This is a genomic window from Acidovorax sp. BL-A-41-H1 (assembly GCF_051942715.1).
In genome coordinates, this window is the sequence record NZ_JBPVJQ010000006.1 from 139,743 (window position 1) to 160,663 (window position 20,921).

Genomic DNA, 20,921 nt, shown 5'->3' on the forward strand with positions numbered 1-20,921 from the left:
CCGCGCGCCGTGCCGGGAACCGCCATGAAAGACGACGCCCTCGATCTGTACCGCAAGAAGCGGGACTTCACCCAGACGCCGGAGCCGGCCGATGGTGGTGAGCCCAGTGCATCCGCGTTGCAGTACGTCATCCAGAAACATTGGGCCAGCCGCCTGCACTACGACCTGCGACTGGAGATCGAGGGAACGATGAAGAGCTGGGCTGTGCCCAAGGGGCCGAGCCTGGACCCCGCGGACAAGCGCATGGCGGTCCAGGTGGAAGACCATCCCATGGCCTACAACAGCTTTGAGGGCCAGATCCCGCCCCACCAGTACGGTGCTGGCAAGGTCATCATCTGGGACCGCGGCTACTGGGTGCCGGTGGGCGATGCGGCGGAGGGCTACCGCAAAGGCAAGCTCAAATTCAGCCTGCATGGCCACAAGCTCCAGGGCCAGTGGACGCTGGTGCGCATGCACGGCCGGGGCAGTGAAAAGCAGCCCCCGTGGTTGCTCATCAAGGAGCATGACGCGCACGAGCGGCCTGCCGCAGCCTGCAGCGTGGTCGATGAAATGCCCGACAGCGTGGCGCGACTGAAGCCGGTCACACCCCCTGCAGAGAAGGGCGGGCGCGCCACAACCCCACCATCGCGCCGCGCAGCAGGGCCAGCTGCGGGCAAGAAGGCCGCGATGCCCGAGCAGTTGGCCCCACAGCTGGCCACCCTGGTCGACAGCCCGCCAGCGGACCCGGATGCCTGGGCGTGGGAACTCAAGTTCGACGGCTATCGCCTGCTGGCGCGTGTGGACGGCGGTGAGGTGCGTCTTTTCACGCGCAACGGCAACGACTGGACCGCAAAGATGCCCCGGCTCGCCCAGGCTCTGGCTGCGCTGAAGGTGGATTCCGCATGGATCGACGGGGAAGTGCTGGTGCTGGATTCCAACGGCGTACCGGACTTTCAGGCTCTGCAGAACGCGTTTGATGCGAAGGAGGTGAGCCAGCTCGTCTATTACGCGTTTGACCTGCCGTTCGCCCACGGCCGCGACTTGCGGGCCCTGCCGCTTGTGGAGCGCCGCGAGCTGCTGCGCACCGTGGTGGGGCAGGCCAGCAGCGGGCCTGTTCGCCTGAGTGAAAGCTTTGAGGCTGCGCCGGAGGACCTGGTGGCATCGGCCTGCCGGCTGGGGTTCGAGGGGGTGATCGGCAAGCGCAAGGACGCGGCCTATGTCTCGCGGCGCAGTGCCGACTGGATCAAGCTCAAGTGTAGCCACCGGCAGGAGTTCGTGATCGGTGGCTACACCGACCCGCAGGGTTCGCGCACGGGCATCGGATCGCTGCTATTGGGCGTGCACGAGAGCGACGGCAGCCTGCGGTATGCAGGCAATGTGGGCACGGGTTTCAGCGAACGCACGCTGACCCAGCTCAAGGCCCGGCTCTCGGCCCTGCAGGCGCCTGCCAGTCCTTTTGCGAATCCGCGCTCCATCGGCAAGAAGGCGCACTGGGTGCAGCCTGAACTGGTTGCCGAGGTGTCGTTTGCCGAGTGGACAAAGGAGGGGCGCGTCCGCCATTCCGTGTTCCACGGGCTGCGGGCCGACAAGCCCGCCGGTGACATCGCGCGCGAGGTGTCCAAGACACTACCCGGCGCCCGTTCCGGTAGCGCCCGCCCATCTGCTGCTCGTCCGGCGCCTGCCAACCCATCGGAATGGCCTGAGGGATTTCGCATCTCGCACCCCGACCGCGTGGTGGATAGCTCTACCGGCGTTACCAAGCTCGATATTGCGCACCACTACGCCAGGGTGGCGCACCTGATGCTGCCGCACCTCCAGGCCCGGCCGGTGGCCCTGGTGCGGGCGCCTGATGGCATTGCGGGAGAGCTGTTTTTCCAGAAGCACATGGACAAAACGCGGCTCCATGGCATCCGGGACCTGGACCCTGCGCTGGACGCCGGGCACGCCCCGCTCATGGAAGTCCTGGGCGTGCCAGGGCTGCTGGCCGCCGCGCAGATGAACGTGGTGGAGTTTCATACCTGGAACGCCAGGAAGGACCGCATCGAGCGGCCCGACCGTATGACTTTTGACCTGGACCCGGGTGAGGGCGTGCCTTGGGCCGCGGTGCAGGAAGGGGCCGAGCTGGTGCGCGTGCTGCTGGCCGAGCTGGGCCTGCCGGCCTGGCTCAAGACCAGCGGGGGCAAGGGCCTGCATGTGGTGGTTCCCGTCAAACGGCTGCACGGCTGGGACGCCGTGAAGTCGTTCTCCGGCGCCATCGTGCAGCACCTGGCGGCGACGATTCCCGGGCGGTTTGTGGCACGCAGTGGTCCCCGCAACCGGGTGGGAAAGATCTTTGTTGACTACCTTCGCAACGGCCGCAGCGCTACGACCGTAGCGGCCTGGTCTGCCCGCGCGCGGCCAGGCATGGGGGTTTCGGTACCACTGGGCTGGGATGAACTTGCCGGGCTAGGCAGCTCTGCTCACTGGACCGTGCGCACGGTCGACGAGCGCGTGGCAACGGGCAATACCCCGTGGGCGGGGTACGACCAGGCCGCTGTATCGCTGGGCGCAGCCATGAAGCAGCTGGGGTTCCGGCCTGATCAAAAAAGTTAGCTCGGCAGCTACGGCCGAAGTAGGGCCCGTCTGACAAACGGTTGCACCCCCATCGCTGACGCTGGCGATTCCTCTCCAACTCTCCCACGAAAGGCGCGCCAATGAGCGAGAAACCCAAGGGTGCTGCAGCCGGTGACCGGTCTGCTGCCGCCGCACGCAACACCGACAGTGCCCCGTCGTCCATGGAGCCCAGCGGTGATGCGCTGGCCCGCAAAGCCATCGAAACCCACGCCATGGCCGCTGCCATGCCCTTCAATGCGACGAAGCCCGGCGAACACGGGTTTGAGCAGGGTACGGCCCCGCAACCTGGCGCAACGGTGGAGCCCGGTTCCGACTTGGTGGGCGCCAGCACGCTTTCCGAGGCCGAGCCATCGAACCCCAAGACCGGGAGCCGCGCCACCCCGGGCGTGAACGCCACGATCGAATCACTCGACCGCGTGCGGGTCGATTCAACCGGCCAGCGCCTGACCACCAATCAGGGCGTGCCTGTCAGCGACAACCAGAACTCGCTCAAGTACGGCGTGCGCGGCCCGGTGCTGCTGGAAGACTTCGTTCTGCGCGAAAAGCTTACCCATTTCGACCATGAGCGCATTCCAGAGCGCATCGTTCATGCCCGGGGCTCGGGCGCCCACGGTTTCTTCGAGGCGTATGAATCGCTTGGCGATATCACCCGCGCCGCGCCGTTTCAGGAGGCTGGAAAGATCACGCCGGTGTTCGTGCGCTTTTCCACCGTGCAGGGCGAGCGCGGCTCCAAGGACACGGCGCGTGACGTGCGCGGCTTTGCCGTGAAGTTTTACACCGACGAAGGCAACTGGGACCTGGTGGGCAACAACATGCCCGTGTTCTTCATCCAGGACGCCATGAAGTTCCCCGACCTGGTCCACGCCGTCAAACCCGAGCCGCACCACCAGATGCCGCAGGCCGCCAGCGCGCACGACACCTTCTGGGATTTCGTCTCGCTCATGCCGGAGTCCACCCACATGCTGATGTGGGTGATGTCAGACCGCGCCATTCCGCGCAGCTACGCCACCATGCAGGGCTTTGGCGTGCACTCCTTCCGCTTCGTCAACGCGGCAGGGGAATCGGTGTTCGTCAAGTTCCACTGGTCTCCCAAGGCGGGCACCCACTCGCTGGTGTGGGACGAGGCCGTCAAGATCTCTGGCGCCGACCCCGACTACCACCGACGCGACCTGTGGGAACGCATCGAGGCGGGCGTCTACCCCGAGTACGAGCTGGGCGTGCAGGTCTTCACGGAAGAGCAGGCCGACCGCTTCAGCTTCGACATCCTGGATGCCACCAAGATCATTCCGGAAGAACTGATCCCCGTGCGCCCCATCGGCCGCATGGTGCTCAACCGCAACCCCGACAACTTTTTTGCTGAAACGGAGCAAGTGGCCTTCTGTACTGCGCACGTGGTGCCGGGCATCGATTTTTCGAACGACCCGCTGCTGGCTGGGCGCATCCATTCGTATGTGGATACGCAGATTTCGCGCTTGGGCGGCCCCAACTTCCATGAGATCCCGATCAATTCGCCCATCGCCCCGGTGCACAACAACCAGCGCGACGGCATGCACCGCCAGGCCATCCACCGCGGACGGGTGTCCTACGAGCCCAACTCGCTGGCAGGCGGTTGCCCGTTCCAGGCTGGCTCACAGGGCTTTGTATCGGTGCCTGCCCGCATTGCTGCCAAGGAAGAGCAAGGCAGGGTACGCGCCAAGCCCGAGAAGTTTGCAGAGCACTACACCCAGGCCCGGCTGTTCTTTGACAGCCAGACGGCGGTAGAGCAGCAGCACATCGTGGCGGCCTTCCGTTTCGAGCTCAGCAAGGTGACCGTGCCTGCGATTCGCGAGCGCATGGTGTCTTCATTGCGCAATGTGTCGGAAGGCCTGGCGGCGCAGGTCGCGGCGGGTCTGGGCATCACCACGCTGCCCGCGCCCATGCCCAAGGCGATTGCCGAGGCACCCACGCCCGAGGTGGACGTGTCCGATGCCCTCTCGCTGATGGCGCGGCCCGGCGATGGCAGCATTGCTGGCCGAAAGATTGCACTGCTGGTTGCGGATGGCGTGGCGGGCGAAAGCGTGATGCAGCTCCACGCCCTGCTGCAGGCGCAGGGCGCGGTGCCGCGACTGGTGGCACCGCGCATCGGCCCGGTCAAGACGGCGGATGGCGTTCGCATGGATGCCGATGCGTCGATGGAAAACGAGCCCGGATTCCTCTTCGATGCGCTGGCGCTGCCGGATGGTTCGGCAGGCGTCCAGAAGCTGGCGGCCGACGGCCACACCATGGAATTCATCAAGGACCATTACCGGCACTGCAAGTCCATCCTCGTCATGCCGGCATCGGCCATGCTGCTGGAAGCTGCAGGCGTGCCCACCTCGCTGCCGGGCGGCGAGCCCGACCCCGGCATCGTTGCCGGAGCAGGGGGCGCCGAGTTTGAGGCGTTCATCCGGTGTATTGCCCTGCACCGCCATCCGGAGCGGGAGACCGATCCGCCGTTGGTGTGATGGGTGTCCGGACTTGTTTGCGGGTTGTTGCTGCAGACAGGTCCGGTCCAGCGATTTCTACAAGGCTGCAGGCTGCCGCTGTGGACGGCCCTGCTGCCCCCTACCTCTCACCCGGTCGTGTTGTCTGCCAGCGTGGCGTAGATCGCGCTGTACTGCCTGGCCGCGTTGCCCCAGCCGAAATCACGGACCATGCCGCGCTGCTGCATACCCTTCCAGAGTTCTGGCTTGCGCCAGGCACACAGCACACGGTCGATGGCTGCGTCAAAGCCCTCCTGGCTTGCAGTTTCCATGACGAAGCCCGTGCCACGCTCCAGGCTGTCCCCCACGTCTTCGACGGTGTCGGCGAGTCCGCCGGTGGGTGTGACCACCGGCGGAGTGCCATAGGCCATGCTGTACATCTGGTTCAGCCCGCACGGCTCGAAACGGGACGGCATCAGAAAGCAGTCGGCTCCCGCTTCGATCAGGTGGGCCAGCGTTTCGTCAAAGCCCAGTGTGGCGTGCACGCTCCCCGGGTGGGCTTGCGCCAGGTCCAGCAGGGCGTGCTCCAGTGCGGCATCGCCCCGGCCAAGGACTACCAGCTGCGCGCCGGTGGCCAGCCAGCGGGGGGCGCTGGCCAGAATCCAGTCGATCCCCTTTTGCGTGGTCAGCCGGCCGACAAAGCCGAAAAGCGGTGCCGTGCTGGGCATGAGGCCAGTGCGGGCCCGCAGCGCGCGCGTGTTGGCTGCCTTGCGGGCCAGCGTAGTACTGTTGTAGTTCGTTGCGATCAGGGGGTCGCTCGCCGGGTTCCATGTGCCAGTGTCGATGCCGTTCAGGATGCCGTGCAGCGAGGCGGCCCGCACGCGCAGCACGCCGTCCAGCCCGGCCCCCAGCGCGGGCTGCTGTATCTCGGCCGCATAGGTGGGGCTCACGGTGGTGATCGCATCGGCAAACTGCAGCGCCGCCTTGAGCATGGAGAGCTGGCCCCAGTATTCGACACCCTCAATGCCGCGGTGAATCGGCGCTACCTGCAGCATGTCCGCCAGGTGCATGGGGAAAATGCCCTGGAAAGCCAGGTTGTGCAGCGTCACCACGCTTTTGCCTGTCGGTGGCGCGCCCGGGGCGTCGCGCAACTGGCGCAGGTACAAGGGCGCCAGACCGGCAGGCCAGTCGTTGGCATGCAGCATATCGGCATGCCAGCCGGTGGTGTTATCGGCCGTGGCCAGCCAGGCCGCCACGCGGCTGAGGAAACCAAAGCGCAAAGCCTGCGCATGCAGGTCGGGGGCCTCCGGGTCGCCATACGGGGTGCCCGAACTCGGGTAGAGCGCTGGGCAGGAAAGCAGCAGCAGAACCTGCCCTTCGGGCAGCTCGGTGTGCAGCAGCTGCGCAGCAGGCCAGCCCTCCCACGCAGGCAGCGGGATCACGCGCTGCAGGGTGCCCAGGGGTGCCATCCCGCCATATGCGGGTATGAGCACGCGCACATCGTGGCCCAGCGCGCGGAGTGCGCGCGGAAGCGCTGCACTCACGTCTCCCAGCCCACCTGTCTTGACCAGCGGGGCGAACTCCGGTGTGGCAAACAGCACTTTCATGCGAGCGCGCCTGTGGGTACCAGCACCGCAAACGGCAACCCGTCGCCACCGGGCATTGCGTTGCCCAGTACCTCATCCAGTGTCAGCGCGTCTTCGGCCGCCAGTGTTTTGCCCGTCATCCAGTTCGTCCATGCCTGCACCCGCGCTAGCGCGGGATGGGCCTTGGCCAGTGCAACCCGGGTATCATCCCAGTCGGCCTGGGGCTTGCTGGCGAGCAGGCGCGACGACACCAGGACCACCACCTGGTCGTCCAGAATCCGCGCAAACGCCAGGGCATGTGCCTCACTCTCGCCCGTGATCTCCAGTGGCACATAGATGGAGTTACGAAACAGCCCCGCAAAGCGGCTGCGCAGCTGCAGCAGGCGCCAGGTCACCAGTTGCTTCACATCGCTGGGCATGTCGGGCCCGCTGCCCAGCAGTTCCAGCCACGCCGCAGGGGCCGGGTAGCCGTGCGCGTACAGCGCTTGAACCCGGTCGAGCGACTGCGCCATGGCGTGCAGGTCTACCGGCCGGCGGTTGTCCGGGTCCACCAGCGAGAAGTTCCACACTTCGCAGCCCTGGTAGATGTCGGGCACACCCGGGCAGGTGAGCTTGAGGGCCACCTGGCACAGGCTGTTGCGGTAGCCGTAGGGTGCGATGCGCTGCACGAAGTCTTCGAGCACGCCCACAAAACGCCGGCTGGCCAGGCAATGCCCGACGTACCGTGTCACGGCAGCTTCATAGGCCTCATGCGGGAACAGCCAGTTGGTGGCCACCTTGGCCTCGCGCATGGCCTTGATCTTGTACTGCTGCAGCCGTTCCGACAGCGCTGCCTTTTCTGCCGCGTCCACGGGCCGTGCGGGCCAGATGCCCACCATGGTCTGGTACAGGCTCCAAAGGTCGCCCGCGGTGGGCACCTGCTGCCCATCCACCTCGCTGCAAAAGCTATGTCCTGCGGCTTGCAGCTGCTCTACCACCTCCTGCCACACCTCAGGCAGGTCGGACAGCACATTCAGCCGCGCGCGCACGTCTTCCGAGCGCTTGCTGTCATGGGTGGATGTAGCCAGCAGCCCATGGGGCACATGGCGCGAGCGCTGGCTGTTGGTCTGGTGGAACGCCGCCACCGATACGCCAAAACGGCGCGGCTCGGCCCCCACGTCATTCAGGGAAACCAGGCGCGTGTAGCGGTAGAACAGCGTGTCTTCAATCGCCTTGGCCATCACCGGCGCGGTGAACTGCTGCCAGCGCCGCACAAATGCATGCCGCAAAGCGGGCTCCGGCCCCGGGGTGCCCAGCAGCACGGCGTGGATGTACTCCAGCACGCCGCCTTCTGCCGTGCCAAGCTTTCTGCGTGCCGCCTTGATGGCCCATGCAATGTGCTGCCGGTCCAGATCGCTGGGCGGTGTGCCATCGGCCAGCACATAGGTGCGGTACACCGGAAACTGCGCCGCCACCTCCACCAGTGCAATGCGCAGCTGGTTGCGGGTGAAGTCGCATACGGCACGGTCGGCGCGGGTGATGCGGTGCAGCGTGTCGACCAGCCACGTCATGTCGCTGAACAGCACGCTCTCGATGATGAGGCGCTTGCACTCGTAGGCCGCTTCCTCAAACGGAAGGTCATCGCCCGTGAACGCCTGGTACATCGTGTCAAACCGCGTCTGCGCCGCGGTATCGACCAGTACGCCCGTCACCAGCGTGCTGAAGCGGTAGCCCGTGCCGCCGTGCACCGGCCAGTCCGCCGGCAGAGGCTCGTGGTCGGCCATGATCTTCTCGACCACGAGGTACAGGGCCCGGGGTTCCTTGCCCTGGGCGCGCTGCAGGGTTGCGTAGCGCTGCTGCAGCCGCTGGAAGTACTGCGAAGGATGGGCCAGCCCGTCGGGATGGTCGATGCGCAGACCGGTGAGCTTGCCCTCGGCCAGCCAGCGCATGGGCAGGACATGGGTGGCCTCGAAGACCTCGGGGTCTTCCATGCGCAGCGCAGCCAGAGAGTTGATGTTGAAAAAGCGCCGATAGTTGATGTCGTCGCCCGCCACGCGCCAGTCGGCCAGGCGCCATACCTGCGACTGAAGGAGTTCATCGAGCAGGTCAAACCTCGCCAGGTCAGCCGGGTCGCCTGAGTCGCTCACCTCGCCGTTCACGCGCGCAAGGCAGGCGCGGAGCCAGTCGCGCGCCCATGCGTGGGCGGCCACCAGCTCGGCCAAGCGGCGCTGGCCGATGGCACTGTCGCGCAGCCGGGCTGCACGCAGGTCGGGGTCGGTGACAAACCGGTCCGGCAGCGCGGCCAGTGCGTCCACCAGCGAGGCGGCCTCGGCGGCGCTGTGGCCAGGGCCCGATGCATCGCCTGGCAGCGGCGCCGCACGCAACACCAGCGCATAGCTGCGCGGGTCCAGCGGGAAGACATGGTCAAAGTAGCGCACCTGCAGGCGACCGGCCGGTTCATCGCGCTCAACGCGCAATTGCCCGGCTTCCAGCACCTTTCCGTAGTGCTCGCCCAGCACCGGCAGCAGCACGCGCCGCCCCGTCTGCGGGTTGGCTGGGCACCACTCGATATCGAACTTGGCCGCATGGACTGATGCCTCGCCATGCTCCAGCATGTCCTGCCACCACAGGTTCGACGGGTGCTCCACGCCCATGTGGTTGGGCACAAAGTCCAGCAGGTGGCCCATGCCGTGGCCTGTCAGCGCCTCGCACAGCGCGGCGTGGTCGGCATCCGTGCCGATCTCGGAATTCAGCTGCGTTGGGTCCACCACGTCGTAGCCATGCAGGCTGCCAGGGGCCGCCTTGAGGTACGGCGCGGTGTACAGGTGGCTGATGCCCAGCCGGTGCAAGTACGGCACTGCGGCGCGCGCCTGCTTAAAGGTAAAACCCGCGTGCAACTGCACCCGGTAGGTGGACCGCGGCACATCGGCGGTACCCAAGTCGGGCAGAGGCTGCTGCGCGTCGTGCAGCCAGGCACTGCGGCCCACGCGGATGGCGTGGGTGATGGCGCAAAACCATGGGTCCTGGCCCAGTGCCTCGATGGGCGTGCGGTTGCGCTGCCGCCAGTTGGGATACACGCTTTCGCTGGTGCCCGGTACATTGGGCTGCTCGCGCTGCCCGGTCAGGTCTTCCATCGTTGCAGCGACCAGCTGGCACGATGTCTGCGCCAGAAACGCGTGTACGGCTGCGGCCAGCTCGGGCGTCATGTCGGGTGCGGTGCGGGTGTCCAGCGTCACGCCCTCGGGCAACAGATGCTGTGAATCCAGGGCGGCCAGCAGATGGGTGCGGTCGTGCGCACGGGCCAGCTGCGCGCGCACCGGGTCATCCGTGCCGGGTAGCCAGCCTAGCGACTGCTGGGTGGCAATGTCGTCTGCCGCCCAGAAGCCCGACAGCGTGGGCAGGTCGTGCGTGCTCACCACGGCCAGCGCCCGGGTCTTCCATTCGGCCGGGGCGCGGATGCCGCCGCTCTCCAGGCGCTCAAAAATCAGCGGCCGGTACGACAGGAGCCCGCGTGCTTCCATGGCCTCGCGCATCAGCGGTGCGACGTTGCCCAGGTCTTCGCCGATCACCAGGCACCGGAACCGGTGGCTTTCCACCGCCACGATCGCCAGCATGGCCTGTAGCGGGTAGCCCACGTAGGTGCCGCCGTCGGGGCTGTTCCAGTACAGGCGCATCAGCGCCATCACATGGTCCAGCCGCAGCGCGCCGCAGTGGCGCATGTTGGCGGCCAGCAAGGCACGGAACTGCCTGAACCGCGTGGCGCGCAGCCGCACCGGGTTGACCGGGGGAAGGCCCCAGTCCTGCCCCTGGGCACTGAGTGGGTCGGGCGGCGCGCCTACATTCATGCCGCGCGCATACAGCCCGGCAAAGGTCCAGGATTCGGCGCCGCCGTCCACCGCACCCACCGCCAAGTCGCCATACAGCCCGAGTGGCATCACCTGCCGGGCATGGGTGCTGGCGCGGGCCAGCTGGGTGTGGGCCAGCCATTGCAGCCAGTAGTGAAAAGCGATCTCGTCCGGATGCTGTCGGGCAAATTCGGCCACTTCGGGGGATGCAGGGTCCTGCAGCGTTGCAGGCCAGGCCGGCCAGCCCCACACTGCCGGGTCGGCTGCGTTCAGGTGCTGCTGCAGCGCCTCGTACCGGGCGTGCAAGCCCAGAGTGTCCTGGTGCGCTGCCATGAAGGCATCAAAGGCGCGGCCGTCGTCGGTGCCCGCCTTCCAGGCGTGCACGCGAAAACTCTCCCACAACGGGCCGATCACGGCCTGCTTGAGGGCAGCCACTTCCTGGTACAGCACCGTGGTGCTGCCCCGCACCTTGCGCAGGCGCTCCTGAAAAACAGGGTCGGCCAGAAGGGATTGCACCGCGCTGCAGGCTGCAAAGCCGGGCACGGCCGTCACATCGATGTGCAGCGTGTTCAACGCCAGTCGGTTGCTAGGGCTGTACGGGCTGGCGGCCTCGGGCTGGCCCGGGCGCAGCGCGTGCACCGGGCTGATGCCCACGAACGCTGCACCCGCCTGCGCCGCCGTGGCGGACAGGGCAGCAAGGTCCGTGAAATCGCCAATGCCCCAGTTACGTTCGGACCGCAGGGCATACAGCTGCGTGGCAATGCCCCACCACCGCTCGCCGTTGTGCAGGGGCGCAGGTGCCCAGCACTGCGCAGGCGCCACGATCACGAAACGTGGGTCGGCCGCTGCGGTCTGCAGCAGGTAGTAGCCGGGCTCCAGGGTGCCCGGCAACTCGGCGTGGGTGCCTTGACCGTGCACCAGCACGCGGTCACTCTCGTCATCCCGGCGCAGGTTCCACGGTCCGTCAGCACCCAGTGGCAGGCTCTGGGGCACACCCGCCTGCAGCACGACCGCTTCGCCGGCCGGGTCGGCCTCTTGCGAGCCCATAGCGCGCAGGGCACTGGCCAGCACCGGCACGGGCACCTCCGTGATCTGCCCCCAGAAACTGGTGAATTCGGTGGCGATGCCCCTGCGGGCCGCCTGTTCGCGAAGTTCTTGCGGGCTGACCCCGTCCCAGCTGGACCCTGTCATCATGCGGGCCCTCCTGCCAAAAGCCAGCGGGCTGAACGGGGCGCCCACCCGGTGTCCGCCTGGCTGCGGCGGTGGCTGAAGACTTCTTGCGCCGCGGTTCCCCAGGGCGTGGGCGCATCCACAGGTTCCGTGCCGATGTTCAACTCCAGCTGCAGCGCTTCGCCGCTGCGGTAGTGCCAGGTGACCCGCAAGCCGGTGCTGCCCACCCGCTCCGCGGTATGACCCTCGGCCAGCAGATGGCTGGCGCGGGGCTGCAGCCAGTGGCGCCGGGTGTCCAGCGCAGCTTTTACCATTGCCATCCTTTGGCGCCCTTCGGGGGTTGCGCATGTCTCCCAGCGCAGGGTACTGGCCTGCATCGTCGAGATGTCGCAGGCGTCCGGCAGTGGGCGCCGGTCATCCGTGCTGTGGCCGAACTCGCGTACACGGCCTTCGCGCACGGCTTCGCGCAGCGCGCCTTCCCAGTTGGCAAAGTACAGAAACGGTGTCGATGCCGCGAACTCGTCGCCCATGAAGACGAGGGGCGTGGCGGGTGTCAGCAGCGCCAGCAGCAAGGCAATCTCGGCACCGTCGTGGCCGGCAAGCGCCTGCAGCCGTTCGCCGAAGGCACGGTTGCCAACCTGGTCGTGGTTGCCCATGAAGTTAACCATGCAGCCCAGCGGCGCGGCCGGGCCGGTGGCGGCACCGCCACGCAGTGTGCCGGCAAATGCGTACCCCGTGGCCAGCGTCCGCGCGAGAACCTCCATGGGTTCGACCGCAAACTTGGCGTAATAGCCCTGGGCTTCGCCGGTCAGGTTGACGTGCAGCGCGTGGTGGAAGTCATCGTTCCACTGCGCGTCGTACAGGCCCGGTTCATGCCGGGGCGACAGCCGCCAGCCGTGGTTGAGCTCGTTTTCCAGCACCAGGTGCAAGGGGCGGCGGGCCGTGGCTTCCAGGGCCCGCACCCGTGCGCTGAGGTGTTCCAGCACATCGGGCAGGCTGGCGTCCTGGATGGCGTGCACGGCATCGAGGCGCAGGCCGTCGGCCTGGAACTCCTCCAGCCAGTACAGGGCGTTGTGGATGAAGAATTCCCGCACGAACTGGCCACCTTCCTGGTCAAAGTTGATGGCTGCGCCCCATGGGCTGGTGTGCGTGGTTGAAAAGAAGGCTTCGGCGTAGGCATTCAGGTAGTTGCCGTCCGGGCCGAAATGGTTGTAGACCACATCGATGAACACGCACAGGCCGATGGCATGCGCGCGGTCGATGAAGGCCTTGAGTTCATCGGGGGCGCCGTAGGCATGGTGTGGTGCAAAGGGCAGCACCCCGTCGTAGCCCCAGCCCCATTCGCCGCTAAAGGCTGCCAGGGGCATGAGTTCGATGGCGGTAAAGCCCAGGTCTGCCAGCTGCTGCAGATGCGCGGCTGCGGAAGCGTAGGTGCCCTCGGGGGTGAAGGTGCCGACGTGGAGTTCGTAGAACACCAGTTCTTCCCAGGGACGGCCGGCCCAGTCGGTGGTCCAGGCGTAGCCCTCGGGGTCTGTTAGCACGCAGGGCGCGTGGGGGCCGCGCGGGTTGTGGCGCGAGGCCGGGTCGGGCACCGTCAGGGTGTCGTTGATGCGCCACTGGTATTCGCATCCGGCCACGCCGTCGGGTGTGTCCACATGCCACCAGCCTTCGCCCGAACTCTCAGCGGGTACCTCCAGCGGCTCGTGCCGCGTACTGCCTTGCAGCAAAAGCGATACCCGGGTCGCCGATGGCGCCCATAGCGAAAAGCGGGCGCCTCCGCCGGGCAGCAGGCGGGCGCCGAAAGGCATCAGGTGCGTATGTTTCATGGGGCTTGCAAGCCTTGTGGGGTCGGGCCAACGAGCAGTGCCATGGAATGCGACATCAGCGTCCACTGGCCGCCGGATTCCAGCGACTGTGCGGGCCCGGCATCCACGGTGTCGAGCCCGTGTACTGCTGTGTCGCGCGTGTCCAGGTGCACCGCCCAGCTGCGGGGCGATTCCTCTGCTGGCAGCGTGAAGGTCGCTTCGTCGTCCGAAGCATTGAAGAGCACCGCCACTGACCTGCCACCTGGGCTGCAGTCGTCCATGACCGCAGCCACACAGCGCACGGCGGGGTCTTCCCACTCCTGCGCGGTCATCTCGTGGCCCCATACGCTGTACCAGCGCACCACTGCCGTGCAGTCGCCCGCACCGGGCTCTGCAGGCCAGTCGGCCATGCGCAGTACCGGTAGCCGTTGGCGCAGTGCAGACAGGGCTGCCACAAAGCCGTGCAGCCCCGCGGCCTGCGGGGGCACGCTTTCCCAGTCGTGCCAGGTCAGGGGGCTGTCCTGGCAGTAGCCGTTGTTATTGCCACCCTGGGTGCGGCCCACCTCGTCGCCGCCCAGCAGCAGCGGCGTGCCTCGCGAGATGAACAGCGTGGCCAGCAGATTGCGCATCTGCCGGGCACGCAGGGCGATCACGTTCTCGTCATCGGTGTCGCCTTCGGCGCCACAGTTCCAGCTGCGGTTGTGCGATTCGCCGTCGCGGCTGTCTTCGCCGTTGGCCTCGTTGTCTTTTTCGTTGTAGCTCACCAGGTCGGCCAGCGTGAAGCCGTCATGCACGGTCACGATGTTGACGCTGTCCGTGGGCCTGCGTCGGCGCCACTGGTAGATGTCGGCGGAGCCGCAGATGCACGCTGCAAACGCGGGCAGGCTGCCGTCCGCATTCACCCAGTAGTCGCGCACGGCGTCGCGGTAGCGGCCGTTCCATTCCATCCACCCTGCGGGGAAGCCACCAATCTGATACCCAAAGGGCCCCAGATCCCAGGGTTCGGCGATCAGCTTGACGCGGGAGAGCACGGGGTCTTGCGCGATGGCTGCGAAGAACGTTGCACGCAGGGTGTAGGCGCCCTCTGCGTCGCGGCCCAAGGCAGAAGCCAGGTCAAACCGGAAGCCATCCACATGCATTTCCTGCACCCAGTACCGCAGGCTGTCCATGATGAGGCGCAGCGCTGGCGGACTGGTGGTGTCTACCGTGTTGCCGGTGCCGGTGTAGTCCACCGTCATCCGCAGGTTCTCGGGCGAAAGCCGGTAGTAGGCGGCGTTGTCGATGCCCTTGAGGCTCAGCGTGGGGCCCAGGTGGTTGCCCTCGCCCGTGTGGTTGTAGACGACATCCAGGATCACCTCCAGCCCGGCGGCGTGCAGGCCCTTGACCATGGTCTTGAACTCTTCCACGCCACCGTCGGTGGCGGGCGCCGCGTAGCGCGGCTCGGGCGCCATGAAGGCCACCGTGTTGTAGCCCCAGTAATTGGTGAGGCCCGCATCCACCAGCCGCTGGTCGTCAATGAAAGCCTGCACCGGCAGCAGCTCCACGCTGGTCACCCCCAGGCTCTTGAGATGGGCGATGGAGGCGGGCGCGGCAAGCCCCGCATAGGTGCCGCGCAGGGCCTCGGGCACTGCGGGGTTCGATTGCGTAAAACCTTTGACGTGGACCTCGTAGAAGACCGTGTCCTCTGGCGAAATGCGCGGCGGCATGTCGCCCGACCAGTCAAACCGTGAGCGCACCACACGGCATTTGGAGGCCGTGGCGCCGTTGTTGACACCGCTGGCGGCCAGGTCCTCATCTTCGTGGCCCACCTCATAGCCGTACTGGTCGGCACGTCCGCGCACGGGGCGGTCCAGCGCCAGCGCATAGGGGTCGATCAGCAGCTTAGCCGGGTTGCAGCGTGTGCCTGCGGCAGGGTCGTACGGCCCGTGCACCCGCAGGCCGTATCGCTGCCCGGCCTTGAGCCCGGCAACATGGCCGTGCCACACCTCATGGGTCAGTGACGGCAAGGCGATGCGTGCGGTTTCGCGGCCGCCCTCGGAAAACAGGCAGACCTCCACGCGCGTGGCGACCGACGAAAAGACCGCGAAGTTCACGCCCTCGCGGTCGAGCGTGGCGCCCAGCGGCCAGTGGCGTCCCGCGGTGACGTGATGCCTGGGGACGCGTGGGGTGGAGGGGGGTGATTCCTGGGCGTGCTCTGGCGTGCTTGCGTGCTTCATGCGGCAACCCGGAACACGGAATCGGTCAGGACCCGGTCTGACGGGCGCACCTGCGCGCTGGCGGCAGGGCTGATGGACAACGCAGGGCGCTGCGCCCGTGCGGGGAAAAACATGCGCGGCACCACGACGATGCCGCTGTCGGTCACCGCAAAGCGCTGGCGGTCGGCTTCCGGGTGGATGCCGATCTCTTCATTTGGCGGGATGTCGTTGTCCTGGTCGATGATGGCCCGGCGTATGCGCGCGCCCTGCCCGATGCGCGAGCGCTCCATGACGATGCAATGCTCCAGCTGCGCATCGCGCTCGACCACCACGGATCGCCGCAGCATGGCGTGGTCTAGCGAGGCGCCGTCCACCACGCAGCCCGACCCCACCACCGAGCGGTGAAGCACGCCGTTTTCGATCTGGGCCGACTCTGCCTGGTCGGGGCTGGCATAGATGGGCCATTCGCGGTTGGACATGCGAAAGCGCGGCGTTGCGCCCAGCGTGTCGAAATGCGCGTTGAAATATGAGTCAATGGTTCCCACATCGCGCCAGTAGCCGTGTTCCTCAAAAGGAGCGGTGCCTGGAATCTCGTTGGTGTGGAAGTCGTAGGCCATCAGGCGGTGCGACTTGAGCATGCCCGGCAGGATGTCGCGGCCAAAGTCGCTGTGGCCGGCGGCGTGGGCCTTTTTCAGCGCATCCAGCAGCACATCGGCGTTGAAAAGGTAGTTGCCCATCGACGCCAGCGCATGGGTCTTGCTGCCGGGCATGGGCAGCGTGGTGTGCGGCTTTTCCACGAAGTTGCTGATACGGTGGCGCACGTCGGTTTCCACAATCCCGAACTGGTTGCACAGCGCCAGCGGCACGGGCAGCGTAGCCACGCTCACATGCGCGTGGTGGGTGCGGTGAAAGTCCACCATCTGGCGCACATCCATGCGGTAGATGTGGTCGGCACCGAACACGGCCACGATGTCGGGGCGAAAGGACTCGATGAGATGAATGTTCTGGTAGACCGAATCGGCCGTGCCCTGGAACCACTCGGGGCCGTTGCGCATTTGCGGCGGCACCACCGTGACGAAATGCTCGGGGATGAAGCGCGTCATGGTCCACGAGCTGCGCACATGCTCGATGAGCGACTGCGACTTGTACTGCACCAGCAGATAGATGGAGTAGATCTCGGAGTTGACCAGGTTGGACAGCACGAAATCGACGATGCGGTGCTTTCCATTGAAGGGAACAGCGGGCTTGCAGCGCTCTGCCGTGAGCGAGTGCAGCCGGGAGCCTTCGCCCCCTGCCATGACGATGGCCAATACGTTGCGTGTGCGTGACATGGGAAGCTCCAGAGGCGCAACGCGGGGCTGCGCGGGTGATCGGCGGGTAGTGCGTTCTATGCTCTCCATCCGGGTATTCCCGCACTGCAAGCGCCCGGCGCAAGCTGCAGTAGGTAACGGCCTACGTCAAAAGCCGCACGCGCGTAACAGCAGGCGTGGCTCCCCGGCCACCAGCCCATGGTGTGGCAGGGCGGTGGCCTACACCGCAGCGTGGGGTGTCACCTAACAATGGGCGTAAGGAGAAACCCATGCACCCTGACGACACATCGCCCGCGGCGCCCGGCACGCAATCCCAAACCACCGACCCCATGGCACAGGCCGACACCGTGCACGGAGACGCTGATGGAAGCACGTACTCCGCCGTCCTCACGCGGACGTCTGACGGCTGCTACGCGGTGGGGCAGCTGCTGGTGGATGGTCACATGATTCCGGTGGCCAACGCCACATGGCCCACCCGCGATGAGGCGGTGCAGGCCGTCGCCGACTACGCGCGAGGTGACCGTAACCCCTACCGGGTCTGAGGACGCTGGCGCGCGTGACTGTCCAACACGGCTCACCGCAGTGTGGGCCTGTGTGCGGTGTGGACTTGCGGCCTCAGGCCCCGTCGCCCGCGGTGCCCGTAATGGGCAGCACGATGCCCGTGATGTAGCTCGCGCACGCAGGCGACGCCAGGAACACGTAGGCGGGTGAGATTTCCTCGGGCTGGGCCGGGCGCTTCATGTGTGTCTTCTCCCCGAACTTCTGGATATCTTCCGGCGACTTGTCTGCCGGATTCAACGGCGTCCACACCGGGCCGGGGGCCACCGCATTCACGCGGATGCCCCGGTCGGCCACGTTGTGAGCCAGCGCCTTGGTGAAAGCGTGGATGGCGCTCTTGGTGGCCGAGTAGTCCAGCAGCTCCTTGCTGCCCTTGAGGCCCGTGACCGAACCGGTGTTGATGATGCAGTCGCCCCGGCCCAGGTGTGGCAGTGCTGCCTTGGCCATGCGGAAGTAGCCGTAGATGTTGGTCTTGAAGGTCTCGTCAAAACGCTCTTCGGTCAGGTCTTCCAGCGATGACGCGTGTTCCTGGAAGGCAGCGTTGTTGACCAGCACGTTGAGCTTGCCAAATGCGTCCACTACCTGCTGGACGGCGGCCTGGCAATAGGCCGGGTCTTTCACGTCCCCCGGCAGCGTGATGCAGCGCGTGCCCTCAGCCTCGACCAGGCGGCGCGTTTCCTCGGCGTCTTCATGCTCTGACAGGTAGCCGATGGCCACGTCGGCGCCCTCGCGTGCAAACAGCACCGCCACGGCGCGGCCAATGCCGGAATCGCCGCCGGTGATGAAGGCCGAGAAGCCATGCAGCTTGCCACTGCCCTGGTAGCCGGGCGCCTCGAAGCGCGGCTTGAGTTCCATGTCCTTTTCATGGCCTGGTTTCTCCAGGTGCTGGTCGGGCAAAGGCGTCCCGGGCTCGGTGCGGCCCGGGCCGGGGGCTGCGGCGCTGCTTTCGCTGCCGTCATCGTTCTGTTCGGCTTCGTCCTTGCGGTCCTGGCTGGCCTGTATCCGCTGCTGCTTGGCGACGGTGTTGTCAGCGCCATCCTCGACACGGGCGGAAGGGTTTTCGGTCGGGTTTGTGTTGTCCTGGGTGGTGTTCATGGTGTGGTCTGGGGTTGGAAAGGGAAGGTCGAGCTGGTGCATGGCTGCGTGCGGGGCATGGCGAAACATGGATGGCGCTGGCGCCCTGGTGTCCTCAGCCCAACGGTTTCCACTGCGGTGGCTCGGGCTCGGGGAATCGCAAGGGTTCGGGGCGTGTACGCACCATGGCTTCCCATTGCCGCAGGCGCTTGCGGGCACGGGGTTTGAGGTGCTCGGGGCCGCCGGGGTGGGTCTTGGACATATGGGTCTCGCGGGGGTTGGGAGACTGGGTATTTGTTCATCCGACCAGGGGACGCGGTGGCAGGATTTGTTGATTCCCCGCATCGGACTCTTCGCGCGCGGGCGGACCCCGGCGCGGCGCAAATGCCGCGGCGCGTGCGGTCAGCGCACAGGCAGCGGCAGGGCCATGGCTGCGTTGCCCAGCATTTCGCGAAACCAGTTGAGCAGCAGCGTCGTGTAGTTCTCGGCCCACTCGGGCCGGGCCAGGCTGTGGTCTGCACCCTTGATCACGCGGTAGGTCATCGACCGGGCACCGCCGAACGCACTGCGATAGCTCTCGATGGTGGGGTGCGGAACGATGTCGTCGCACTCCGATTCGACCAGCAGCACATCGCCGCGAAATACGTTGCTGGCCGCCAGTGCGCGGTTGCTGTCGGGCGGTTGCACCTGTGCGCGGTACTGCGCAAGTGCGGTGCGGCTCAATTGCTGCTTGGGCACCAGCCAGTCGTCATCCTGGTAGAGCGCAGGGACCCGCAGCGCCAGCCAGCGCACGGGCCGCAGCGCGCTCATCAATGCGGCCAGATACCCGCCGTAGCTGCTGCCCACCACCAGCATGGCGTTGATGTCCACCGCCGGGTGGGCGGCCAGCAGGTCGTAGGCGGCGAGCATGTCGCACAGGTTTTCCTCCCGTGTCACGGTTGCACGGTGCTCCTTGTCGCGGGCATGGCCGCGCAGGTCAAACGTGAGGCAGATGCAACCCATGGCCGCCACGGCGCGCGCGCGGGCAAGGTACTGCACCTGGCTGCCGTCCCAGCCGTGCACCAGCATCACCCCGGGCAGCCGGGTATCGGGCGCTATCAGCGTGCCCGCAATGGTGCGGTCGTCCACCGCGATCTCTAGGGCGCGCTCACGGGTTGCCATCGGGCACTACCCATGCGTATTTGGTGAGCGGGCCGACCTCCGGGTCGTCACCCTGGTAGTACACCGTGGCGCTCTCCGGCAGCGCGCCCGGCGGCCCGAACTGCTCCACACAGCGCGCGTGTACCGTTGCCAGCCCGGGGTGGACCTGCAATGCATGCAGCGCGGCCAGCTCTGCCGGGGTGGCCCCGCCCACCCGCCATGATTGCTCCAGCACCCCCGATGACCACTCGCCCGCCGCGTTGACGCCCTGCACCACGTCGTAGTTGATGCGCGAGGCAAAAAAGCCCGGGTAGCAGGCCAGCGCGGCAGCGTGGTAGACCATGGCTTGGTCGACGGCCGAGCGCAGCGGGCCGGGTGCAAGGCTGTGCAGCAGGGCTGCAAAATCTCCGCGCACCACCGTGAGGTCCGACCCACCATAGGCCGGCTGGCCCTGCCCGTTGGTGGTTTGCCGCTGCTGGCCCCAGTACGAGACCTGCATGTCGCCCAGCCGCACCTGGCCCACGCTCAGCGTGTCGGCATTGCGCAGGTTGTGCTCCAGCACCAGTCCCCAGGCTTTCAGCTCGGTTTCATACAATGTGTCCAGCCACGCCTGCAGTGCGGCCATGCTGTCGACCACGGCCTGCCCGCGGCCGCCTGCCTCGCCCGCCGGTTTCAGGCGTACCGGGCCATAAGCCAGCAGCCTCTGCCCGGCCTGCAGCGCATCGGCCCGCGAGAACGCCGCATGCCCTGCGAGGGTGGCGCCCCTGACCTGCTGTGCAAAGGCTTCGCTCCAGCCCTTCGGTCCAGTGGCGTCCGCGCTAGCCAGAGGATGCGTGATGGTCTTGGTTGCCACAAAACCATACGGCACCACGCCGCCCAGCAGGTCGTCTTCGGTGCGCACGCCCAGGCTGTGCGCGGTGGCGGTATCCAGCGTGACCATGGGCACCAGATAAGGCTGCTGCGGCCACGCGGCTACCGGCAGCTCGGCGACGACGGCCGTGGCCAGCAGGCGGGCTGTTTCGCGGGCCATGACGTTCAGCGTGGCATGTTCGTGTGCGCTGCGGCGGTGGCTTGCGTTGCCGGTCCAGGGCATCACCGGTCGCTGGCCGGGGGGCTGGGGTAGGCGTGCTGCGTCAGCCACGTGCACGGTGGAGGGGAGCGGGCTGGAGGACATCAAAGGCTATCTCCGATGGGCCACGGCGCAGGGGCCGCGGTCTGGCGGGCCC

12 protein-coding genes are annotated in these 20,921 nt (G+C 66.8%); 3 read left to right on the forward strand and 9 right to left on the reverse strand.

The features are described 5' to 3' along the window. The first annotated feature begins 24 nt into the window (after nucleotides 1-24). Together ligD and ACTPOI_RS13885 are read left to right on the forward strand one after the other, a co-directional pair. A complete protein-coding gene (gene ligD, locus ACTPOI_RS13880; protein ID WP_440109735.1) occupies nucleotides 25-2,571 on the forward strand; it encodes a DNA ligase D in 2,547 nt (848 codons plus the stop codon). Between the two features lie 101 nt (nucleotides 2,572-2,672). Then, entirely contained in the window at nucleotides 2,673-5,075 is a 2,403-nt protein-coding gene (locus tag ACTPOI_RS13885) for a catalase (protein WP_440109737.1), read from the forward strand. Nucleotides 5,076-5,182: 107 nt separating this feature from the next. Here the strand turns inward: ACTPOI_RS13885 and glgA are convergent, their stop codons facing one another. Genes glgA through ACTPOI_RS13910 form a run of 5 tightly spaced genes read right to left on the reverse strand, consistent with a single transcriptional unit; the run spans nucleotide 5,183 to nucleotide 16,944 of the window. Then, nucleotides 5,183-6,640 carry a glycogen synthase GlgA gene (glgA, locus tag ACTPOI_RS13890; RefSeq protein WP_440109739.1) on the reverse strand — a complete coding sequence of 486 codons (1,458 nt, stop codon included), beginning with the start codon at nucleotides 6,638-6,640 and terminating at the stop codon, nucleotides 5,183-5,185. Further along, nucleotides 6,637-11,637 carry a malto-oligosyltrehalose synthase gene (gene treY / locus ACTPOI_RS13895; RefSeq protein WP_440109741.1) on the reverse strand — a complete coding sequence of 1,667 codons (5,001 nt, stop codon included), beginning with the start codon at nucleotides 11,635-11,637 and terminating at the stop codon, nucleotides 6,637-6,639. The genes glgA and treY overlap by 4 nt, the downstream gene beginning before the upstream one ends. Continuing rightward, nucleotides 11,634-13,439 carry a malto-oligosyltrehalose trehalohydrolase gene (gene treZ, locus ACTPOI_RS13900; protein ID WP_440109743.1) on the reverse strand — a complete coding sequence of 602 codons (1,806 nt, stop codon included), beginning with the start codon at nucleotides 13,437-13,439 and terminating at the stop codon, nucleotides 11,634-11,636. The genes treY and treZ overlap by 4 nt, the downstream gene beginning before the upstream one ends. Beyond that, the gene (glgX, locus tag ACTPOI_RS13905) at nucleotides 13,436-15,634 is read right to left on the reverse strand and encodes a glycogen debranching protein GlgX (RefSeq protein ID WP_440109745.1); all 2,199 of its coding nucleotides are present in this window, start codon (nucleotides 15,632-15,634) and stop codon (nucleotides 13,436-13,438) included. The genes treZ and glgX overlap by 4 nt, the downstream gene beginning before the upstream one ends. Continuing rightward, on the reverse strand, nucleotides 15,631-16,944 hold the full coding sequence (locus ACTPOI_RS13910; protein WP_440109747.1) for a glucose-1-phosphate adenylyltransferase: 1,314 nt from the start codon (nucleotides 16,942-16,944) through the stop codon (nucleotides 15,631-15,633). The genes glgX and ACTPOI_RS13910 overlap by 4 nt, the downstream gene beginning before the upstream one ends. Before the next feature lie 248 nt (nucleotides 16,945-17,192). On the opposite strand from ACTPOI_RS13910, the gene ACTPOI_RS13915 reads away from it, so the two are divergent. Continuing rightward, the gene (locus ACTPOI_RS13915; RefSeq protein WP_440109749.1) at nucleotides 17,193-17,465 is read left to right on the forward strand and encodes a hypothetical protein; all 273 of its coding nucleotides are present in this window, start codon (nucleotides 17,193-17,195) and stop codon (nucleotides 17,463-17,465) included. Between the two features lie 73 nt (nucleotides 17,466-17,538). Here the strand turns inward: ACTPOI_RS13915 and ACTPOI_RS13920 are convergent, their stop codons facing one another. The 4 genes from ACTPOI_RS13920 to ACTPOI_RS13935 all read right to left on the reverse strand — a co-directional run bounded on the left by ACTPOI_RS13920 (nucleotide 17,539) and on the right by ACTPOI_RS13935 (nucleotide 20,869). Continuing rightward, complete coding sequence (locus ACTPOI_RS13920; RefSeq protein WP_440109751.1) at nucleotides 17,539-18,576, reverse strand: SDR family oxidoreductase; 1,038 nt, start codon at nucleotides 18,574-18,576, stop codon at nucleotides 17,539-17,541. Between the two features lie 94 nt (nucleotides 18,577-18,670). Then, the gene (locus tag ACTPOI_RS13925) at nucleotides 18,671-18,817 is read right to left on the reverse strand and encodes a hypothetical protein (protein WP_197506335.1); all 147 of its coding nucleotides are present in this window, start codon (nucleotides 18,815-18,817) and stop codon (nucleotides 18,671-18,673) included. Between the two features lie 140 nt (nucleotides 18,818-18,957). Next, on the reverse strand, nucleotides 18,958-19,716 hold the full coding sequence (locus tag ACTPOI_RS13930) for an alpha/beta hydrolase family protein (protein WP_440109753.1): 759 nt from the start codon (nucleotides 19,714-19,716) through the stop codon (nucleotides 18,958-18,960). Continuing rightward, a complete protein-coding gene (locus ACTPOI_RS13935; protein ID WP_440109755.1) occupies nucleotides 19,703-20,869 on the reverse strand; it encodes a DUF3182 family protein in 1,167 nt (388 codons plus the stop codon). The genes ACTPOI_RS13930 and ACTPOI_RS13935 overlap by 14 nt, the downstream gene beginning before the upstream one ends. Nucleotides 20,870-20,921 lie beyond the last annotated feature (52 nt).

Excerpts from the sequence above, each read along its gene's own strand:
- ligD (WP_440109735.1), top strand. The coding sequence starts at position 25 with ATGAAAGACGACGCCCTCGATCTGTACCGCAAGAAGCGGGACTTCACC.
- ACTPOI_RS13885 (WP_440109737.1), top strand. The coding sequence starts at position 2,673 with ATGAGCGAGAAACCCAAGGGTGCTGCAGCCGGTGACCGGTCTGCTGCC.
- glgA (WP_440109739.1), bottom strand. The coding sequence starts at position 6,640 with ATGAAAGTGCTGTTTGCCACACCGGAGTTCGCCCCGCTGGTCAAGACA.
- treY (WP_440109741.1), bottom strand. The coding sequence starts at position 11,637 with ATGATGACAGGGTCCAGCTGGGACGGGGTCAGCCCGCAAGAACTTCGC.
- treZ (WP_440109743.1), bottom strand. The coding sequence starts at position 13,439 with ATGAAACATACGCACCTGATGCCTTTCGGCGCCCGCCTGCTGCCCGGC.
- glgX (WP_440109745.1), bottom strand. The coding sequence starts at position 15,634 with ATGAAGCACGCAAGCACGCCAGAGCACGCCCAGGAATCACCCCCCTCC.
- ACTPOI_RS13910 (WP_440109747.1), bottom strand. The coding sequence starts at position 16,944 with ATGTCACGCACACGCAACGTATTGGCCATCGTCATGGCAGGGGGCGAA.
- ACTPOI_RS13915 (WP_440109749.1), top strand. The coding sequence starts at position 17,193 with ATGCACCCTGACGACACATCGCCCGCGGCGCCCGGCACGCAATCCCAA.
- ACTPOI_RS13920 (WP_440109751.1), bottom strand. The coding sequence starts at position 18,576 with ATGAACACCACCCAGGACAACACAAACCCGACCGAAAACCCTTCCGCC.
- ACTPOI_RS13925 (WP_197506335.1), bottom strand. The coding sequence starts at position 18,817 with ATGTCCAAGACCCACCCCGGCGGCCCCGAGCACCTCAAACCCCGTGCC.
- ACTPOI_RS13930 (WP_440109753.1), bottom strand. The coding sequence starts at position 19,716 with ATGGCAACCCGTGAGCGCGCCCTAGAGATCGCGGTGGACGACCGCACC.
- ACTPOI_RS13935 (WP_440109755.1), bottom strand. The coding sequence starts at position 20,869 with ATGTCCTCCAGCCCGCTCCCCTCCACCGTGCACGTGGCTGACGCAGCA.